The 18,434-nt window shown below is 62.0% G+C and carries 20 protein-coding genes; 12 read left to right on the forward strand and 8 right to left on the reverse strand.

All coding sequences use genetic code 11. The features are described from left to right. Positions 1 to 130: 130 nt before the first annotated feature. Positions 131 to 1,387 carry a glycerate kinase gene (locus ASG47_RS18205; protein WP_061911661.1) on the reverse strand — a complete coding sequence of 419 codons (1,257 nt, stop codon included), beginning with the start codon at positions 1,385 to 1,387 and terminating at the stop codon, positions 131 to 133. A 121-nt stretch (positions 1,388 to 1,508) separates the two neighbouring features. On the opposite strand from ASG47_RS18205, the gene ASG47_RS18210 reads away from it, so the two are divergent. From ASG47_RS18210 to ASG47_RS20775, 7 genes are all read left to right on the forward strand, one after another. Continuing rightward, the gene (locus tag ASG47_RS18210; protein ID WP_061911662.1) at positions 1,509 to 2,198 is read left to right on the forward strand and encodes a DUF1045 domain-containing protein; all 690 of its coding nucleotides are present in this window, start codon (positions 1,509 to 1,511) and stop codon (positions 2,196 to 2,198) included. Positions 2,199 to 2,200: 2 nt separating this feature from the next. Further along, on the forward strand, positions 2,201 to 3,337 hold the full coding sequence (locus ASG47_RS18215) for an alpha-D-ribose 1-methylphosphonate 5-triphosphate diphosphatase (protein WP_061911663.1): 1,137 nt from the start codon (positions 2,201 to 2,203) through the stop codon (positions 3,335 to 3,337). Further along, positions 3,334 to 3,900 carry a phosphonate metabolism protein/1,5-bisphosphokinase (PRPP-forming) PhnN gene (gene phnN, locus ASG47_RS18220; protein ID WP_061911664.1) on the forward strand — a complete coding sequence of 189 codons (567 nt, stop codon included), beginning with the start codon at positions 3,334 to 3,336 and terminating at the stop codon, positions 3,898 to 3,900. The genes ASG47_RS18215 and phnN overlap by 4 nt, the downstream gene beginning before the upstream one ends. A 53-nt stretch (positions 3,901 to 3,953) precedes the next feature. Beyond that, positions 3,954 to 4,103: a hypothetical protein gene (locus ASG47_RS20955; RefSeq protein ID WP_164474162.1), complete on the forward strand. Its 150-nt coding sequence runs from the start codon at positions 3,954 to 3,956 to the stop codon at positions 4,101 to 4,103. Continuing rightward, positions 4,090 to 4,287: a hypothetical protein gene (locus ASG47_RS18225; RefSeq protein WP_061911665.1), complete on the forward strand. Its 198-nt coding sequence runs from the start codon at positions 4,090 to 4,092 to the stop codon at positions 4,285 to 4,287. The genes ASG47_RS20955 and ASG47_RS18225 overlap by 14 nt, the downstream gene beginning before the upstream one ends. A gap of 140 nt (positions 4,288 to 4,427) precedes the next feature. After that, positions 4,428 to 4,712, forward strand: coding sequence for a hypothetical protein (locus ASG47_RS18230; protein ID WP_061911666.1), 285 nt, complete (start codon positions 4,428 to 4,430; stop codon positions 4,710 to 4,712). 164 nt (positions 4,713 to 4,876) lie between these two features. Beyond that, complete coding sequence (locus tag ASG47_RS20775; RefSeq protein ID WP_156464167.1) at positions 4,877 to 5,758, forward strand: hypothetical protein; 882 nt, start codon at positions 4,877 to 4,879, stop codon at positions 5,756 to 5,758. 100 nt (positions 5,759 to 5,858) lie between these two features. On the opposite strand, the gene ASG47_RS18240 is transcribed toward ASG47_RS20775, so the two are convergent. Continuing rightward, entirely contained in the window at positions 5,859 to 6,071 is a 213-nt protein-coding gene (locus ASG47_RS18240; protein ID WP_061911668.1) for a hypothetical protein, read from the reverse strand. Positions 6,072 to 6,564: 493 nt separating this feature from the next. Beyond that, a complete protein-coding gene (locus ASG47_RS18245) occupies positions 6,565 to 7,083 on the reverse strand; it encodes a hypothetical protein (RefSeq protein WP_061911669.1) in 519 nt (172 codons plus the stop codon). A gap of 130 nt (positions 7,084 to 7,213) precedes the next feature. Between ASG47_RS18245 and ASG47_RS18250 the strand changes: the two genes are divergently transcribed. The 5 genes from ASG47_RS18250 to ASG47_RS18270 all read left to right on the forward strand — a co-directional run bounded on the left by ASG47_RS18250 (position 7,214) and on the right by ASG47_RS18270 (position 12,769). Next, a complete protein-coding gene (locus tag ASG47_RS18250) occupies positions 7,214 to 7,978 on the forward strand; it encodes an ABC transporter ATP-binding protein (protein WP_200940974.1) in 765 nt (254 codons plus the stop codon). Next, the gene (locus ASG47_RS18255; protein ID WP_061911670.1) at positions 7,978 to 10,533 is read left to right on the forward strand and encodes an ABC transporter permease; all 2,556 of its coding nucleotides are present in this window, start codon (positions 7,978 to 7,980) and stop codon (positions 10,531 to 10,533) included. Before ASG47_RS18250 ends, ASG47_RS18255 begins: the two co-directional genes overlap by 1 nt. Positions 10,534 to 10,535: 2 nt before the next feature. Continuing rightward, positions 10,536 to 11,318, forward strand: coding sequence for an endo alpha-1,4 polygalactosaminidase (locus tag ASG47_RS18260; RefSeq protein WP_082511842.1), 783 nt, complete (start codon positions 10,536 to 10,538; stop codon positions 11,316 to 11,318). A 69-nt stretch (positions 11,319 to 11,387) separates the two neighbouring features. Further along, positions 11,388 to 11,738 (forward strand): VOC family protein, encoded by a 351-nt coding sequence (locus ASG47_RS18265; RefSeq protein WP_061911672.1) that lies wholly within the window; start codon positions 11,388 to 11,390, stop codon positions 11,736 to 11,738. A gap of 92 nt (positions 11,739 to 11,830) precedes the next feature. Beyond that, positions 11,831 to 12,769: a Gfo/Idh/MocA family protein gene (locus tag ASG47_RS18270; RefSeq protein ID WP_061911673.1), complete on the forward strand. Its 939-nt coding sequence runs from the start codon at positions 11,831 to 11,833 to the stop codon at positions 12,767 to 12,769. A gap of 154 nt (positions 12,770 to 12,923) precedes the next feature. Here the strand turns inward: ASG47_RS18270 and ASG47_RS18275 are convergent, their stop codons facing one another. From ASG47_RS18275 to ytfQ, 5 genes are all read right to left on the reverse strand, one after another. Beyond that, positions 12,924 to 13,658: a FadR/GntR family transcriptional regulator gene (locus ASG47_RS18275; RefSeq protein WP_061911674.1), complete on the reverse strand. Its 735-nt coding sequence runs from the start codon at positions 13,656 to 13,658 to the stop codon at positions 12,924 to 12,926. A 15-nt stretch (positions 13,659 to 13,673) separates the two neighbouring features. Further along, the gene (gene yjfF / locus ASG47_RS18280) at positions 13,674 to 14,648 is read right to left on the reverse strand and encodes a galactofuranose ABC transporter, permease protein YjfF (RefSeq protein WP_061911675.1); all 975 of its coding nucleotides are present in this window, start codon (positions 14,646 to 14,648) and stop codon (positions 13,674 to 13,676) included. Beyond that, on the reverse strand, positions 14,645 to 15,649 hold the full coding sequence (locus ASG47_RS18285) for an ABC transporter permease (protein WP_061911676.1): 1,005 nt from the start codon (positions 15,647 to 15,649) through the stop codon (positions 14,645 to 14,647). Before ASG47_RS18285 ends, yjfF begins: the two co-directional genes overlap by 4 nt. Continuing rightward, entirely contained in the window at positions 15,646 to 17,163 is a 1,518-nt protein-coding gene (locus ASG47_RS18290) for a sugar ABC transporter ATP-binding protein (protein WP_061911677.1), read from the reverse strand. Before ASG47_RS18290 ends, ASG47_RS18285 begins: the two co-directional genes overlap by 4 nt. Positions 17,164 to 17,329: 166 nt before the next feature. After that, positions 17,330 to 18,301 carry a galactofuranose ABC transporter, galactofuranose-binding protein YtfQ gene (ytfQ, locus tag ASG47_RS18295; RefSeq protein WP_061911678.1) on the reverse strand — a complete coding sequence of 324 codons (972 nt, stop codon included), beginning with the start codon at positions 18,299 to 18,301 and terminating at the stop codon, positions 17,330 to 17,332. Between the last annotated feature and the right edge of the window lie 133 nt (positions 18,302 to 18,434).

Below are 18,434 nucleotides of genomic sequence, written 5' to 3' on the forward strand. Positions count from 1 at the left end.
GGGTCAGCCAAGTTGAGTCGAACTGGCGCGACCATAATGGGGAATTTGGCGAAAACACATGCGGCGGGTGCGGGGTTGTGGAAAGCGGGGACTGCTCCGCCTTGAGACCCTGTGACCGGCAGGCCAAAGCCTACCGGATCAGAATGGCGCGGAAATCATTCACATTGGTGCCGGTCGGGCCGGTGACAAAGAGGTCCCCGATCGCCTCGAAGGCGCTATAGGCGTCGTTGTTTGCCTGGGCGGCCAGTGGATCTATCCCCGCCGCACGCATGCGCTGGGCGGAGGTGCCGTCGACGAAGGCGCCGGCATTGTCTTCGGAGCCATCGATCCCGTCGGTATCTCCCGCCAGCGCCGTGACGCCGGCGATGCCGTCAAGCGCGATGGCGAGCGCGAGCAGAAATTCGCCATTGCGTCCGCCGCGCCCCTTGCCGCGCAGGGTGACGGTCGTCTCGCCGCCCGAGAGCAGGACGACCGGCTTGGCAAAGGGTTGATTGCGCCCCGCGATTTCCTTGGCAATCGCGGCATGGACCAGCGCCACGTCCCGGGCTTCGCCCTCGATGGAATCGGAGAGGATGGCCGCGCCGATCCCCTGCTTGCGGGCTTCTTCTGCAGCGGCAGTCAGCGACAGGGCCGCCGAGGCGATGGTCACCACCGAATTGCCGACAAAACGCGGGTCGTCCGAACGCGGGGCGGGGTTGTCGTCGCCTGCGAGAACCGCTTGCACCGCTTCTGGCAAGTCCAGTCGATAGAGATCGGCGAATTTGCGTGCTTCAGCGCGTGTGCCGGCCAATGAAATCGTTGGCCCGGACGCGACGAGGGCGGGATCGTCTCCCGGCACGTCGGACACGACGAGGGTGGCGACGCGCGCCGGCGCGGCCAATGCCGCAAGCCTGCCGCCCTTGATGGTCGAAAACTGATTGCGGATGAGGTTCATCACCCCGATCGGGGCTCCGGATGCGAGAAGCGCGCGGTTGACCGCCTGCTCGTCTTCGAGCGTCAGGCCATCTGCCGGTGCCGGAAGCAGGGCGGAGCCGCCGCCCGAAATCAGGGCGACGACGAGATCGTCGTCCGTGAGGCCTGAGACCAGGTCCTTGAGCCGCTGGGCTGCGGCAAAGCCTGCGGCGTCCGGAACGGGGTGGGCGGCTTCCGCGATTTCGATGCGCTCGCAGGCTTCGGCATAGCCATAGCGCGTAACGACGAGACCGGCGTGGATCGCATGTGGCCAAGCCTGTTCAAAAGCGCGCGCCATTTGGGCGGAAGCCTTGCCGGCGCCGATGACAATTGTCCGCCCCTTCGGCGCCTCGGGCAAATGCCGCTCGACGGCCAGCGCGGGCTGGGCACGATCTACGGCAAGCTCGAACAGCGATTGCAGGATTTCGCGATCCATTTGGTCCTCCGGCCGTTTTCCCCGCGCCTTTGTGACGGCGGCATCCGTCCTTGTCCAGCCTTGCCAGCCTGTCAAAAGGTGGACACATAGAGGCAGTACCGGCAGGCGCAGGGAGTTTTATGTGACCGAACGATTCGCCATTTACTATGCGCCGTCCGCCAATAGCCCCCTCTGGGACCGGGCCTCGGCCTGGCTTGGGCGCGATCCGCTGACCAATGAACTGTTCGAGGGCGCGATTGCCGGGATCGAGCGCAATCGGCTGCTCAATCTCACCCAATCGGCCAATCGCTACGCCTTCCACGCCACCATCAAGCCGCCCATGGCGCTGGCCGATGGCGCGACAGTGGATGATTTGCGCGCGAGCCTTGCCGATTTTGCCAAGCGCCAATCGCCCTTTTCGATCGGCAAGCTGACCGTCGCTTCGCTCGATGGCTTTCTGGCGCTGATCCCGGAAGCCGAAAACGAAGCGCTCGTCGATTTCGCCGCATCGGTTGTCGAAGAATTCGAGCCACATCGCGCGCCGCTCAGTCTGAAGGATCGCGCCGCGCGCCTTGCGCGGGGTTTGACGCCACGTCAGGAAGAACTCCTCGACGCTTATGGCTACCCTTACGTGTTCGACGAATTCCGCTTCCACATGACGTTGACGGATCGGCTGAGCCAAGAGGACCATGCCGAAGTCATGGCGGCAGCACAGGCTTGGTTCGCGCCGGACCTTGCCGAGCCGCTGACCTTTGACCGGCTCGTGCTCTATCATGAGCCAGAGCCCGCCTCCTATTTCCGCCGCCTTGAAGATTTTCGCCTGGGAGCCTGAGCGTGTCCGAACTGGTCATCAAGAACGCGCGCCTCGTTCTCGCCGATAGCGTCGTTTCAGGCAGCATCCAGGTGCGCGATGGCGTAATCACCGATATCGCCACGGGCCGGGCGCAGCAGGGGGAGGATTTCGAGGGCGACTATCTGATCCCCGGCATTGTCGAACTCCATACCGACCATCTCGAAACCCATTATCGCCCGCGTCCCGGCGTTTTCTGGGATCCGCTTGCGGCGCTCCATGCGCATGACGTGCAGATCGCCGGTTCGGGGATTACGACGGTTTTCGATGCTGTTCGCATCGGCTCGGATGTCGACATGCCCGAAATGTTCGAGCACTCGCGTAAAATGGTCGAGGCTATTCGCCAGGGACCCGAGCAGGGCTGGCTGCGCGCCGAGCATTTTTTGCATCTGCGCTGCGAATTGCCGAGCCATGACGTGCTCGAACACTTCGAGGCTTTTGCCGATCATCCGCTGACCAAGCTCGCTTCGGTGATGGATCATACGCCCGGCCAGCGCCAGTTCCGCTCGCTCGAGGACTACAAGCGCTTCTATTCCAAGCATATGGGCCAGAGCGAAGCACAGATGCAGGCCTATATCGATGCGCGCCAGGCCGAGCATGAGAAATATTCGGCCAAGAACCGCACCGCGATCGTGTCGCTGGCGCAAAAGCTTGGCCTTGCGCTTGCAAGCCATGATGACGCGACCATTGCCCATGTCGAGGAAGCCGCGGAAAACGGCATTGCCATCGCCGAATTCCCGACGACGCTTGAAGCGGCTGCTGCCGCCAAGGATGCCGGGATTGCGGTTTTGATGGGTGCGCCCAATGTCGTCCGCGGCCGCTCACACTCGGGCAATATTTCGGCCAGCGATCTCGTCGCTGCGGGGCTGCTTGATATTCTCAGCTCCGATTATGTGCCTTTTGCGCTTTTGCAGGCCGTGTTCCTGCTGCCTCAGCGTATCGATGATATCGGCCTGCCCGAGGCCGTCGCGCTCGTGACCCGCAATCCGGCTGCGGCAGCCGGGCTTGTGGATCGTGGCGAGATCGCCATTGGCAAGCGGGCTGACCTGGTGCGAGTGTCGGGGCAGGGACGTATTCCGGCGGTGCGGGGCGTCTGGAAACAAGGGGTGCGGGTCAGTTGAGCGAACGTCCGCCTGGACTGCTGGTGCTTGTCATTGGGCCCTCTGGCGTCGGCAAGGACACGCTGATCACAGGCGCCCGTCATGCCCTCGATGCCGACAAGCGCTTCAGCTTTGTGCGGCGGCTCGTCACCCGACCGACCGATATCGATCTTGAAGACCATCTGTCCATTGAGCCCGAGGAGTTTTTCCGCGCCCGGAGCGATGGCCGCCTGGCGCTCGATTGGGAAGCGCACGGGCTAAATTATGCGCTGCCGATCAGCGTTGATACCGATCTCGCGCTTGGGCGTATCGTCGTCGCCAATGTCTCGCGCCATGTGGTGGGCAAGGCGATCGCCAAATATCCCGCCTGCCGCGTCGTCATGATCACGGCCGAAATTTCGCTCCGCGCCCATCGTCTCGCACAGCGCGGCCGGGAAAATCGCGATCAGATCACCGCGCGCCTGGCTCGCGAAGGAGCGTCCCTGCCGGAGGGCGTCTCGCCCATCGTCATCGACAATTCGAGTTCGGTCGGGATTGGCGTAACGGCTTTTGTCATGTCGCTCAGGGCCCTTGCCGAAGAGTGAACCCTTGCGGGGCTTCTGCGTTTGGAAGGGATATCCAGCGTCAGGAGTTTTTTATGAGCCGAAACGGACTTTACGCCCTGGTGGCAGTGCTTGCCATCGCGGTGATTGGCTTTGCGGTCTACACCTATCAGCAGCAGCAGGCCCGCCCGGGTGTCGAAGTGCGCATTGACCAGCAGGGAGTGTCGATCGATGGAAACGGATAAGGACCTGCAGCGGACTGCCGTCACCACCGCCATCACCGTCGAACTGCAGCGCCAGGCGGAAGCCGGCGCGCAGCGCATCGATGTCGAGGCATTGGCTGAAGCCGTGTTGCAATCGATCGAACCGACCGGCCCAGCCGCCGAGGGCCGCCGGCCCGAGGAGCTCAATTCAAGCAATGACGGCTAAGGGATAGTCCTGAGGGGCCTCGGCAAAACCTCTAGGGCCCCTCCTCTTTCCCCCATATGGGCGGAAATTTCCCGCCAACCGTCACGGCGCACACTTGGGCATTGCCTCACTCATGAGGTGTGCTGTGTGGAGCCAAGACAATGGCGCGCTATATTCGCGTCTCCCCCGATCATATTCCTCTGGGCCAGACGGCCCTTTTGCTTTTCGTGCACCAGAACGAACTCTGCGCCGGAGCGCTCGAGCACCGCGCCGATGGCCGGCTCGACCGCCGTGTGCCCGAGGATCCCTCGCCCCACGATTTGGTGCTCGGTATCTGCCGGCTGATGGCCGACCTCCCGGACGATGCCGACCTGCTGGTCGTCATGGAACCGCTGGCCTATTGGCCGGCTTCATTTCCAAAACTCCATCAAAAAGCGAATAGATAAAATAAAGAATCTATTGGAATCAATTGTATGAAGTAACGTCCGAATAACCCAGTTCAATACAAGAAAATAATATACGTAGAGTCTCGAATTTATCGTCAGCCGTGAGCGGCGCAACATCTACCTCAAGACAGCAAGAAGACTTGTTGTTCACCAAGGAGGTAACGATGTTCAGAATGAATAAGACTGCGATTGCCCTGAGCCTGACTGCCGCACTCTGGTCCAGCACGGCCATGGCGCTCGATCTCGGCGGCCTGGGGGGCACGCTCGATTCCGTCACCAGCACGGTCACCGAAACGGTCAACACCGTCACGGGCGGTGAACTGGTGACGATCAGCAGTGGTTCGGCCAGCGATAGCGGCCTCGTCAATGTGGGTCTTGGCGGCGGTGGCGGCAACCTGCTCGATGCTAATGTCGGAGGCGGCCTCGTCGATGCCAATGTCAATCTCGGCGGCAGCAACGGCCTTCTCGACGTCAACGCCAATGTCGGCGGTCTTGTCGATGCCAATGTGAATGTTGGCGGCTCTGGTGGCCTCATCGGCGTCGGCGTCAATATCGGCGGCGGGGGCCATGGCAACAATGGGGGCAATGGCGGAAACGGCGGCAATGGTGGAAACGGGGGCAATGGCGGCAACGGCACGAACGGCACCAATGGCCGCGGCAATAACGGCGCCATGGGGAATAATGGCTCCAACGGCAATGGCACCGTAATCAACCGCTCCGGCAACTCGGGCTCGAATGGCGGCTTCATTGCTACGGCGGCCTGCGCCGGCACCAATCCAAACCAGTTGGTGAACCTCTTTGAATCCACCCGCATCCGCAATTGGGACCGCGCGACGAGCATCCAGCTCGTTCCCGTGCCGGTCTGCGCCGAAGTGCGCAAGCAATTGGCAGGCTGGCTGGCCGGTAACCAGGATTTCCACCGCATGGTGGGCGCCGTGTCGTCCGATGCACTGATCAACGCTGCGCTCAGCCGCACCAAATATCAGCCGGGCAATGTCATCGGGGTGCAGTCCACCGGCTCCACCCTCACCGTCTACGTCTTCTGACCCCTGCGCCCCAGCTCCAGAAGACGACGAACCGGCTGCCGTAAGGCAGCCGGTTTGGTCATTTCAGCAAAGGGTTAAGCCGCAGAGGCGGAATAATGGCTTAGAGCGCGACGCCCTGAACGGCATCACGCACCACCTGATGGGCGATCTCGATCGAGGCGAAGTGCTGGCCATCGACCACGAAGGCCGGCAGCTTGACGGCGAGGAAGCGATAGCCGCCCTCGGCCGGCACGACGACGCCCTGCGGCTCGCCTGCCACTTCGATCACGGTTGGCCGAAGCGTTTCGGCCTTCTTGAAACTGTTTTCCTGCATGGGTGGAATCTCCACTTGCGCGACGATAGGGAAAACACGGGCAGTGGACCTATCCACGCCGGTGAAGCCTGCTCGCTGCGGGTCTTATCGATACTCTGAGACGGTGGTGTGACTGCTGCCAGATTTCTCTTTGGCTGTTTCACACCGAGAACATGACCTCAGTCACATGGTAATGTGACGTGTCACATTCGTTTCGAGCGACAGAACCCTTGCCAGCGTTTGGCATGATATCGGCGGGATACTACGGTCGAACACACGGCATGGATGGTAATGGTTTGCGATGTCGTCATCGTCATTCCTCTCCTTGCGAGTGTTGACTGTATGGAAGCGCGCATTTTGCGGCGCAGCGATGGCAAGATAGGGGAGCTTTCACGGATTTAAAAGTCCACCAGCGTGCGCAAAGCGACAAAAAAACGAAAAAGCGTGCTCGACTTTCGTCGAGCACTGAAAATTTGAGCGTTTGGGTCAGGTTATAGGCGAGGCAAGCTGTAGATCAGCGCGTGAACGGCACCCTGGCTGTCAGCACATCACCCGAATCGTTGAACTCCACCTGGAATTCGACGCGGATGGCATCGCCGACAAGAAAGAGCCGCGAGCCGATCTGGAGGTCGTTGCCGCCCCGATCCTTCTGCCGCTCGACGAGATCGAAACCGATCTCCTTGCTCGACTGACGGCCGACTGCAGTACCCGAGAAGCCGGCATTGGAGGTCATTACGGCCTCATATTGCGACTTGTCCGCGATATAGCCGATCGTGCCCGAAACCGAGAGGTTCATGTTCACAAGCGTGCAGCGGCCGGTATAATTGATCTTGCCCGAATTGCCCGGGCTCACCGACAGGCGGCAGCGGAAGGGTTCGGGCTTGTCGCCGCCCTGCAGCATGCTTTCGCCGCGCCAGTTGCCGACATAGCCGGCAAGCAAGGCTTCTTCATTTGGCCCGGCCAGGCTTGGCCCGGTTGCAAGGCCCAGAAGGACCAGCGCTGCCAGAATGGACTTTTTCTTGTCCTTAACCACGTCTTTCCCTCTTCTCCCAAGTGTCCGCCAGGGACCTCATGACTTTAGCATTTCATCCAACAATGCCAGTTTAATGTGATCCAGCAAATATGCAGCATCATAGTAAGCTAGAGCAAACGCCGGAGGCAGCGTGCAGTCGTCTGAACCGACCCAGACCATTCCGGGCAAGTCCGATATCCGCGAACGGGCGACGCCTTCTGCCGATGCGCTCGTTACGGCTCATAACGTCGACTATAGCGTTGAGGTCGCAGGCAAGCCGCTCAACATTTTGCGGGGTGTCGATCTGACCGTCCGCCAGGCTGAGGTTGTGGCCATTGTCGGACCCTCAGGCAGCGGGAAAACCTCGCTTTTGATGCTACTTGCCGGGCTCGAACGCGCCAGCGCCGGCTCGATCACGATTGCGGGTACCGACATCACCAAGCGCGATGAAGACGCCATGGCCGTCTTCCGCCGCCAGACGCTCGGCATCGTCTTCCAGAGTTTTCATCTCATCCCGTCCCTGACCGCGCTCGACAATGTGGGGCTCGCGCTCGAAATCGCCCGGCCCGACCTGCCGCTAGCCGAAGTGCGCAAGGAAGCTGCGGCTGCGCTCGATGCCGTTGGCCTCGGCAAGCGTTTGGATCATCGGCCCGCCGCGCTCTCTGGCGGTGAACAGCAGCGCGTCGGTCTGGCCCGCGCGCTCGTCACCAAGCCCAAATTGCTGCTCGCCGATGAACCGACGGGCAATCTCGACCAGAAGACCGGCGCCGTCGTCGTCGAACTTATGTTCAATCTGGCGCGTCAGAACGGCACTGCCATCGTCATGATCACCCATGACCCGCACCTCGCGGAGCGCACCGACCGCAAGTTCACCATGGAACAGGGGCAACTGACCGAAACCACGGGCCAGGTTTGATGCGCGCCTTCTTTGCGGCGGCCCGCGTGGGCCTCAAGGAAATGGCGGGCGATTGGGCGCGCTTTTCCCTCCTTATCATCTGCCTTGCCGTCGGCACGGCGCTGATCGCGGGCGTGTCCTCGGTCTCATCGGCCATCACCCGCGCCGTCGACCAGAACGCGGCGCTGCTGATGGGCGGCGATCTCGAATTCACCCGCTCCGATCGCCCGGCCAATGCCAGCGAAATCGCCATTCTCGAACAGGCGGGCACCCTCGCGAGCACGGTCGAAACCAATCTCAGCGCGGAATCCGCGACGGGCGAGGCCTTTGTCGATCTCGTTGCGGCCGGCCCAAATTATCCTCTGCTCGGCGGCGTCTATACCGACAATGCGGATGCGCAGACCGCGCCTTTCACGGCGCTCGAAGAACAGAATGGCATGTTTGGGGCGCTGGTCGATCCGGTCATGCTCGACCAGCTTGGCCTTAAAACCGGCGACACCATCATGATCGGTGGGACGGACTTCGAGGTTCGCGGCGTTCTCACCGGCTTCCCCGATGGTCCTGTGCGCGGCTTCCGCCTGGGTCTTGCGACGCTTTTGAGCACCGATGGCTTTGCCCATGTGTCCGATCGCACCTCGCCGCTACCGGGCCTTGGCACCAATTTCCGCTACAAGCTGCTGCTCGCGAGCAGCGACACCGAAGGCGAACGCGCGCGGCTCGTCGGCGAGCTCGGTGATTCCGGTTGGGAAGTCCGTTCGGCGCTCGATGGGCTCGGGCCCATGCTGCGCTATTATGAGCTGTTCACCGGCTTCCTGCTCGTCGTCGGCCTCGGCTCGCTGCTGATCGGCGGCGTCAGCGTCTGGAGCGTGATGTCGGCCTATATCGCCGAGCGCGCCGGCGTTATTGCGGTGCTGCGCAGCCTCGGGGCAGCGCGCTGGCGCGTGCTCGTGCATTTCCTCGTTCAGGTGCTGGCGCTTGGTCTTATCGGTGTGGGCCTTGGGGTCGTGATTGGCGTCACCATCGGCCTCTTCGTGCTGCCGGCCGTCGGCACCGCCATCGGCATTCCGCTGGCGCGCGATATCGATGTGTTGGCTATTCTTGTTGCCGGCGCTGTGGGTCTCCTCACCGCCTTTGCCTTTTCCTATCTGCCGCTGGTTCAGGCGCAGATGGTGTCGCCTGCGAGCCTCTTCCGCTCGAAGGGGCTGGGTGCGCCGCGCATCCAATGGGGCCGTTTCCTGCGTTCGGCCGAACTGTTGCCGCTCGCCGTCGCGATCCTTTTATTCTTCTGGCTCGCTGTTGTACTGACCGGTGATTGGCTGCTCGTTCTTGCCTTTGTCGGCTCCGCCATTGCCGCGGCACTGCTGCTGCAGCTTGGCAGCCGCCTTGCGCTATCGGGTCTGTCGCGCCTGCCATCGCCGCGTTGGCGGCCGCTGCGGCAAAGCCTCCGCGCCATCATTGGCTCGGCGGGCAATTCCTCGGCTGTTGTCACCGCCGTGGGCCTAGCCATGGTGATCCTCGTCGTCGTCCAGGTTCTGGCGATCAACCTGCGCAACGAGTTTTTGGGCGCCTCGGTGTTCGATGCGCCGACGCTTGTCGCCTCCGATCTCTTCCCCGATGAAATGGAAGCCTTGCAAGCCGATGTCGGGCCGGAGCACGGCATTGCGCTCGTCACCTCGACCCCGATGTTGCGCGGCGCCGTGACCGCTATTGCTGGTACGCCGGTCGACACTCTCTCGGCCAATGGGCCGGAGGCCTCGTTCCTGCTTTCGGGCGAAATCCCGATGACCTCTCGTGCCGTCCTGCCGTCCGCTTCGCGCCTTGTCGAAGGCACTTGGTGGCCAGGGGATTATTCGGGCGAACCGTTGGTGTCACTGCATCAGAACCTGCGCCAGGGGCTCGGCGTCAAACTCGGCGACGAGATCAGTTTTGAAATCTTTGGCGAGACTATCACCGCCAAGGTCGGCAATTTCCGCGATTATGCCTGGCAGGGTGGGATCGACTTTCTGGTGACCTTCTCGCCCGGCGCGCTCGATGCCTATCCGACGACGCTGCTGGCCGCCGTCACGGCCGAACCCGGCCGCGAAGAAGATGTCGAGCGCTTCCTTGCCGGGGAATTCCTCGATATCAAGTTCATCGAAATCGGCGCAACGCTGACCCGCATTACGGAGGCCCTCAGCCAGCTTTCTTTCGCGGTCGCGAGCGTCGGCGGCATTGCGGTGCTCAATGGCCTTCTCATCCTCATCGGCAGCCTTGCCGCGGGGCGGCGTCAGCGCGAATCCGATGCGGTGCTCTATAAGGTCCTGGGGTCGCGGCGCGGCGAAATCCTCGTTGCTGCGCTGTTGCAGTTCCTGCTGCTCTCGCTGTTTGCCGCGCTGATTGCGATACCAGCTGGCATCTTTACGGCCTGGCTGCTGACCCAGGTTCTGCTCAATGTCGCCTTCACGGTGGATGCATCGACGATCGGCATCGTCGTTGTCGGCCTCATCGGCGTCACCGCAATTCTGGGCGCAACGACATTGCTCCGTGTGTTGTCCATCCGCCCAGCGCTGCTCTTGCGCGAAATGTCGAGCGTTTAGCGATGCGCCGGCTGGCCCTCGTCCTACTCGCTTGCTTGTCCTCGGCGAGCGTTCTGGCCAAGGATTTTCCGGCGGCCGGCGCGCAATATGATTCACAGCTCGGCGGCGCCTATACGCCGCCAGCGGGCACCAGGATCGTCAGCCGCGACCGGAGCGAAGCGTCTGCGCCGGGGCTCTATAATGTGTGCTACGTCAACGCCTTCCAGACGCAGCCCGGCGAAAACGCGTGGTGGGAGGGCGATCATCCGGATTTGATCCTCACTGCCGACGGACGGCCGGTCGAGGACGAGAACTGGCCGGGCGAATATCTGCTCGATACCAGCACCGCGGCCAAGCGCGGCGCCCTTGCCGACATTGTCGGCGACTGGATCGAGGGCTGCGCCAGGGATGGCTACGACGCCATCGAGGCGGACAATCTCGACACCTATTCCCGCTCGGACGGTCGCCTCAAAATCGAGGACAATCTCGCCTTTGTCGGGCTGCTTATCGATAAAGCACATGGTCTCGGGCTGGCCTTCGGCCAGAAGAATGGCGTGGAACTCCTCGATCGCGCGGACCTTCCGGCCTTCGATTTCGCCATCACCGAATCCTGCCAAGTATATGACGAATGCGGGCCCTATGCCGAGCGCTACGGCGCCCGAGTGCTCGAGATCGAATATACCGACACCGAAAGCCGCTTCTTCGAACAAGCTTGCGCTGCGCGTGGCGGCCAATTTTCCATCATTCTACGAGACCGCAACCTGCAGCCGCCGGGCATGCCGGGCTATATGTACCGGTCCTGCTAAAAAAGGCGGATCTCATCGCGTTTTAGATGGGATCGTGCCAAGATCGGTGGGCATCAGCGGAGACTGGAAATGGCAAAGGCACTTGGCATTGGCGGCGTGTTCTTTCGGGCGCGGGATACGAAGGCGCTCGCGGATTGGTACGAAACTCATCTCGGCGTGCCGGGCTTCTGGAACCAGGAGGCGGGCATGACGGTGTTTGCGCCGTTCAAGGACAGCACCGATTATTTCCCGGCCGACAAGCAATGGATGATCAATTTCCGCGTCGACGATCTCGATGTGCTGATTGCTCAACTCAAAGCTACCGACATCGCCGTCGAGACGCGGCCGGATGAGTGGGACACACCCGAGACCGGGCGCTTTGCGCGCATCCATGATCCCGAAGGCAATCAGATCGAGCTTTGGGAGCCGCCGGCGTCCTAATAAGCATTAAAATCATACTTTTGCGCGGCAGGGTCTTGGCGGCGTTTGCAGGCTCTGCTCTATAGCCTGCCGAAGGCTTTTGGAGACTGTTTATGGCCAAGCGCAAAATCGCGGTGATTGGTGTCGGCAAGATCGCGCAGGACCAGCACCTGCCGGTAATCGATGCTTCGGATGATTTCGAACTGGCCGCGACGGTTTCGACCCGCGGCGTCGGCCATGGCAGCGTGCCGGTGTTCAAGACGCCGGCCGAGCTTTATGCCGCCATGCCGGACGTGTCGCTCGTTTCCATCTGCACCCCGCCGGGCATTCGCCACACCTACGTTCGCGAGGCGCTCGACGCTGGCAAGGACGTGATGATGGAAAAGCCGCCGACGACGACGATTTCCGAACTCGACGACCTGATCGCGCACGCCAAGCGCCTCGATCGCGTGCTCTACCAGACCTGGCACAGCCAGTTTAACGCGGCGGTCGATCGGACCAAGGTGATCCTTGCCGAAGAAGGCGTGACGTCGGCGCGCATCGACTGGCGCGAAAGCGTGCGCAAGTGGCATCCGGGGCAGGACTGGGTCTGGGAGCCCGGCGGGTTCGGTGTCTGCGATCCTGGCATCAATGCATTTTCGATTTTCACGAAAGTCATGCCGTTCCCGGTCTTTGTCGATAAGGCAACACTGACTTTCCCCGAAAACCGGCAGACCCCGGTCGATGTCGAAATCGCCTTCAAATCGAGCCAGGCGCATCAGCCTGATCTCTCCTGCGGGTTCAACTGGCTCGAGGAAAATGGCGAGGTCTGGACCATCCGGTTTACGACGGGCCAGGGCAACGAGATCAAGCTTGAACGCGGCGGCCGTACGCTGCGGGTCAATGGCGAGGTCGTGCTCGAGCATGGCGATCTCGAATATTCGGCCATGTATGACCGGTTCGCGGATCTGCTTGAAGCACACGAAAGCGATGTCGATGCGGCGCCGCTGCGGCTGATGTCGGATGTGTTTTTCTTGGGCGCGCGGGTCGATGGGCCGGCGTTTGAGTGGTAGGCTGAGGACCACATTCACAGGATGTCACCCCGGCGCAGGCCGGGGCCCATCCTGAGATAGTTAGGTGTACCCACCCGACTGCGGCTCCCCGAGAGCGGGAGTTGGGCCCCGGCCTTCGCCGGGGTGACAGCCGGTGTATGGGACTGGTGCACAGCTAGGTGCGGTCCAAAATCCGTTGGTGATCCAACGCGATGCCCGCTGCGAGATGGTCCCGCGCGGCATCCACCTTCCCCGCCTCGATCGCCTGAATAACCGCTTCGAGGTTTTCGATGCTTTCTGCGCAATAGGCCTGCAGCGTTTCGGGTTGCCGGGTCAGCGCCAAAGCCAGAAGCAGTTCGACGACACCCACCACCCCGCGCAAAAGGGTGTTCTGCGAGGCTTCGGCGATTTGGCTGTGGATTTCGAGGCTCGCGAGGCCGAATTGTTCCACGCTGTCGCCCGCGGTAGCGGCCTGGTGCAGCCAGTATTTCATGATGCGGACGTCTTCGGCGGTGCGGTGGCGGGCGGCGCCTTCGACGGCGGGGAGTTCGAGGGCGGCGCGGACGGCGAAGAGATTGCTGTAAAAGACCGGGTCGGCCGGGGCGTGAAAATGCCAGGCGAGGACCTGGCTATCGAAAAAATTCCAGCGGCTTTTCGGCGAAACGCGGGTGCCGACCTTGGGTCGGGCTTCGACCAATCCCTTGGCCTCGAGCGTCTTGAGCGCCTCGCGGAGGACCGTGCGGGAGACGCCATAGGTTTCCATCATGACGGCATCGCTGGCCAAAACGGAGCCGACCGGGAACTCACCACTGATGATGGCCCGGCCGATTTCGTTGATCACGAACGTATGGAAATTGCGCGCAGCGTGCCGGCCGGAAAGGGACCGGATGAGGCTGCCAGCTTCTATCATGATGGCGTCTTTACACTAGGCCTTCGAGGTTTTCTCTCCGGGGGCAGAGGCGACGAAGATCAGGCGCTGTAGCACGATGAAGAGGAACAAGAGAATGCCGATGACGATCTTGGTCCACCAGCTCGACAGCGTGCCATCGAAAATGATGTAGGTCTGCACAAGGCCAAGCAGCATGACGCCGATAAAGGTGCCAAGGACAAAACCATAGCCGCCGGTAAGCAGCGTGCCGCCGATGACGACGGCGCTGATGGCGTCGAGCTCGACCCCGACTGCGGCGAGCGGATAGCCGGCCGAGGTATAGAGCGAGAAGACGATGCCGGAAATGGCCGCGAGAATGGAGGACAGCGCGTAGATCGCCACGGTCGTGCGCGCGACCGGCACGCCCATCAGGGAAGCGGAAACCGGATTGCCGCCAAGTGCATAGACATAGGAGCCGAACTTGGTTCGATGGGCGAGGAGGGCGCCGATGATGAAGATCGCGACCATGGTGAGGCCGATGACGCTAAGGCGCCCGCCGCCGGAGAGGCGAATGGTGAGGTCGGAAATCCAGGCATAGAATTCGTGGTTGATCGGCACGGAATCGCGCGTGATCACCGAGGCGCCGCCACGGGCGAGGAACATGCCCGCGAGGGTGACAATGAAGGCGGGCACCTGCAAATAATGGATCGCGAGGCCCATGATCGCGCCGAACGCGCCGGCCACTATGATTGCTATGGCAAAGGCGAGGAGCGGGTGGAGCCCAAGCCAGGAGATCAGCACGGCGACGAGGACGCCCGTGAACCCGATGACGGCCCCAACCGAGAGATCGATGCCCCCGGACAAAATGACAAAGGTCATGCCGACGGCCGCGATGCCGAGGAAGGCATTGTCGGTGAGGAAGTTTCCGAGCACGCGGGTCGAAAACATGGAAGGGAACTGCATGACGGCCAGCGCATAGGCGATGGCAAAGATCAGCGCCGTGGCGACGAGGGGTCGAAGCGAGCGGTTCATTTCGCGGCTGCCTTGGCGACGGGTTTGATACGGGGCGGCGCGAGGCGGCTCGCGAGCGGCGACTGAATGACGAGCACGATGAAGATCAGTCCCGCCTTGACGATGAGATTGAATTCGGGCGGGAAGCCCGAGACCAGAATACCCGTGTTCATCGCCTGGATGATGAGGGCGCCGACGACCGCGAGCGGCACCGAGAACCGGCCGCCGAGGAGCGAAGTGCCGCCGATAACGACGGCGAGAATGGCGTCGAGCTCGAGCCAGAGGCCGGCATTGTTGGCATCGGCCCCGCGGATGTCACCCGCAACGATAATGCCGGCAATGGCGGCGCAAAGGCCGGAGAGGGAATAGACGAGGAGCAGCAGCATGCGGCTGCGGATGCCGGCAAGGCTGGCGGCGGCGCGATTGACCCCGACTGCCTCGATGAAGAGACCGATGGCGGTGCGCCGGACGACGAGCGTCACGATGATCATGAGAACCAGCGCGATCACCGCGGCCATGGGGAAACCGAGGAAGGAGCCGGTACCGATATAGATGAGCACCGGATCGGTGAAGGTGACGATAAAACCTTCGGTGATGAGCTGGGCAATGCCGCGGCCGGCGACCATCAGGACGAGCGTCGCGATGATCGGCTGGATATCGAGAATGGCGACCAGGATGCCGTTCCAGAGGCCGCAAAGGAGGCCGACGACGAGGGCGGCGACAACCGCGATAGGCGCGGGATAGCCGGCGACCACCATGGTGGCGGCAACAGCGCCGGCCACGGCCATGACGGCGCCGACCGAGAGATCAACGCCCTTGGTGGCGATGACCCCGACCATGCCGACGGCGAGAATGGCGACCGGGGCGCCGCGATTGAGAACGTCGATCAAGGAGCCGAAAAAGCGGCCATCCTGCCAGGTGACGCGGAAGAAATTGGGGAACAGGAGCCAATTGATTAGCAAGACGCCGATCAGCGCGAGGAGCTGGGGATTGGCGAGTTTGAGGAGCGAGCGACGGATCATGCCTGCACCCCGTCTTTATGATTGGCGATGGCCTGCACGATGACCCCGGGATTGATGTTTTCGCCATTGAGCTCGGCGACCAGTTCGCGATCGCGCATGACGACGATGCGCGAGGAATAGGCGACGACCTCGTCGAGCTCGGAGGAGATGACGACGAGCGCCAGGCCCTCATCGCGCAGGCGATTGATGGTGCGGACGATTTCGGCGTGGGCGCCGACATCGATGCCGCGCGTCGGTTCATCCAGAATGAGGAATGTCGGGTCCGTGGCAAGCCAGCGCGAGAGGATCGCTTTCTGCTGATTGCCGCCTGAAAGCAGCTTGATCGGCATGTCGAGCGAGGCGGCGCGGATATCCATGGATTCGCCATAGCGGCCGGCGATTTCCATCTGCTCGTCGCGCGTCAGGGCGCTGAACCAGCCGAGCTTGCCCTGGAGGGCAATCACGATGTTTTCGCGCACCGAAAGATCGCCAAAGATACCTTCGGCTTTTCTATCTTCCGGGCAAAAGCCGAAACCGTGGGCGATGGCATCGGTGGGCTTGGAAATGGAGGTGGGCTTTCCGGCAACGGAAACGGTGCCTTCGTCAGCGGAATCGGCGCCGAACATGATGCGCGCCATTTCCGTGCGACCCGAGCCGAGGAGGCCGGCGACGCCGACGACCTCACCCTTGTGGATGGTGAGATTGAAGGGCATGACGCTGCGCTTTTTGCCATAGCCCTTGAAGTCGAGCAGCACTTCGCCGAGCGGACGATTTTCTTCGAGCTGAGTGGCACCGGAAAAGGCGATGTCCTTGCCCAGCATCAGGCGTACGACATCGGTGCGTGTGAGATTGTCGAGGGATTTGGTGTCGATCAGCTTGCCATTGCGGAGGATCGTTACGCGATCGGCGATGGCAAAGACCTGGTCGAGGAAATGGGTGATGAAGACGACGGCAAGGCCCTGAGCCTTGAGATCGCGAATGATGTCGAAGAGGCGCTCGACCTCGTTGCGATCAAGGGAGGCGGTAGGCTCGTCGAGGATGAGGACCTTGCCCGAGAGTTCGACGGCGCGGGCGATGGCGACGATCTGCTGGACGGCGACGGAATGGGCGCCGAGTTCGCTCGAGGGGTCGATGTCTAGGCCATAGCGCGCAAGAACAGTGCGCGCATCGCGCTCCATCTTGCGGCGGTCGACGAAACCGAACCAGGTCGGCTGGTGGCCGAGATAGAGGTTTTCGGCGACGGAGCGGTTGGGGAGGAGATTGACCTCCTGATAGACCGTGCCGATGCCATAGGTCTGGGCGTGTTGCGGATTATTGAGGGTGACGGGGGCACCGTCGACGATCACGTCGCCCAGCGTCGGCTGATAGGCGCCGGTCAGGATCTTGATCAGCGTCGATTTGCCGGCGCCGTTTTCGCCGAGAAGGGCGTGGACTTCGCCGGGGCGGAGGCCGAAATCGACCTTATCGAGCGCCACGTGATTGCCGAAAATCTTGACGATCCCGCGCGCTTCGAGCGCGTAGCCAGTCTCCGCCATTGCCTCTCCCCTGCCGCCTCTCGGACGGCGAATTCATTATTCATCACCGCGTCATTCCCGCGAAAGCGGGAATCTCCACCTCGGGAAAGGGATTCCCGCTTTCGCGGGAATGACGTCGTGGGTTTGGGCAGCGGCGGTGCGCCGCTGCCCATCCTGCGGTTAAGCCTTAGTAGCCGAGACCCTTGCGGCGGTCGTATTCGCCCTGTGGGTCATCGGCCGAGGTGTAGAGCTTGGATTCGGTGATGATGAACTTTTCCGGTTCCGTGCCGTCAGCCCAGAACTTGGCGAGGGCGTCGAAGGCGGGGCCGGCCATGTTCGGGGTCAGTTCGACCGTGGCATTGGCTTCGCCGGCTGCGATGGCGGTGAAGATATCCGGCACGCCGTCGATCGAGACGACCTTGATATCGGTGCCGGGCTTGAGACCTGCATCCTTGATCGCCTGGATGGCGCCGACGGCCATGTCGTCATTGTGGGCATAGACAGCGCAGATATCGGCGCCATTGTTGGTCGCCTTGATGAAGGCTTCCATGACTTCCTTGCCCTTGGAGCGGGTGAAGTCTCCGGTCTGGCTCTGCGTGATCTTGAGGTTGTCGTGGCCGGCGATGGCTTCCTCAAAACCCTTCTTGCGATTGATCGCCGGGGTGGAGCCGACGGTGCCCTGGAGTTCGACGATATTGCACGGCTCGGTGCCAACATCGCCAACGAGCCAGTTACCGGCAACGCGGCCTTCTTCGACCTGATCGGAGGCAACCGAGGTCAGGTAGAGATCTTCGGGCGCATCGACGCCACGGTCGAGCAGCACGACGGGGATTTCGGCGTCCTTGGCTTCGGCGAGCACATCGTCCCAACCGGTGGCGACGACCGGAGCGACGAGGATGGCGTCAACGCCCTGGGCGATGAAGCCGCGGATGGCCTTGATCTGGTTTTCCTGCTTCTGCTGGGCGTCGGCGAACTTCAGATCGACGCCGCGTTCTTCGGCCTGCTGCTTGGTGACCGAGGTTTCGGCAGCGCGCCAGCCCGATTCTGAGCCGATCTGCGAAAAGCCGACGACCTTGCCCGAAATATCCTGCGCGAAGGCAGCGGTAGACAAGGCGGTAGCGAGGCTTGCCGCGATGGCAAGCTTGGTGATGATGCTCACGATGGATCCTCCCAAAAGACCGCCCGGCGTTTTCGCTTCGGGCGATGGAGGGACGCTATTATAAAGTACTATTATATGTAAAGAGGATTTCAGCGGGAATGAAAACGGCGGCCCGAAGGCCGCCGCGAGGATC

The sequence above is a fragment of the Devosia sp. Leaf420 genome, assembly GCF_001425445.1.
Lineage (GTDB): Bacteria > Pseudomonadota > Alphaproteobacteria > Rhizobiales > Devosiaceae > Devosia.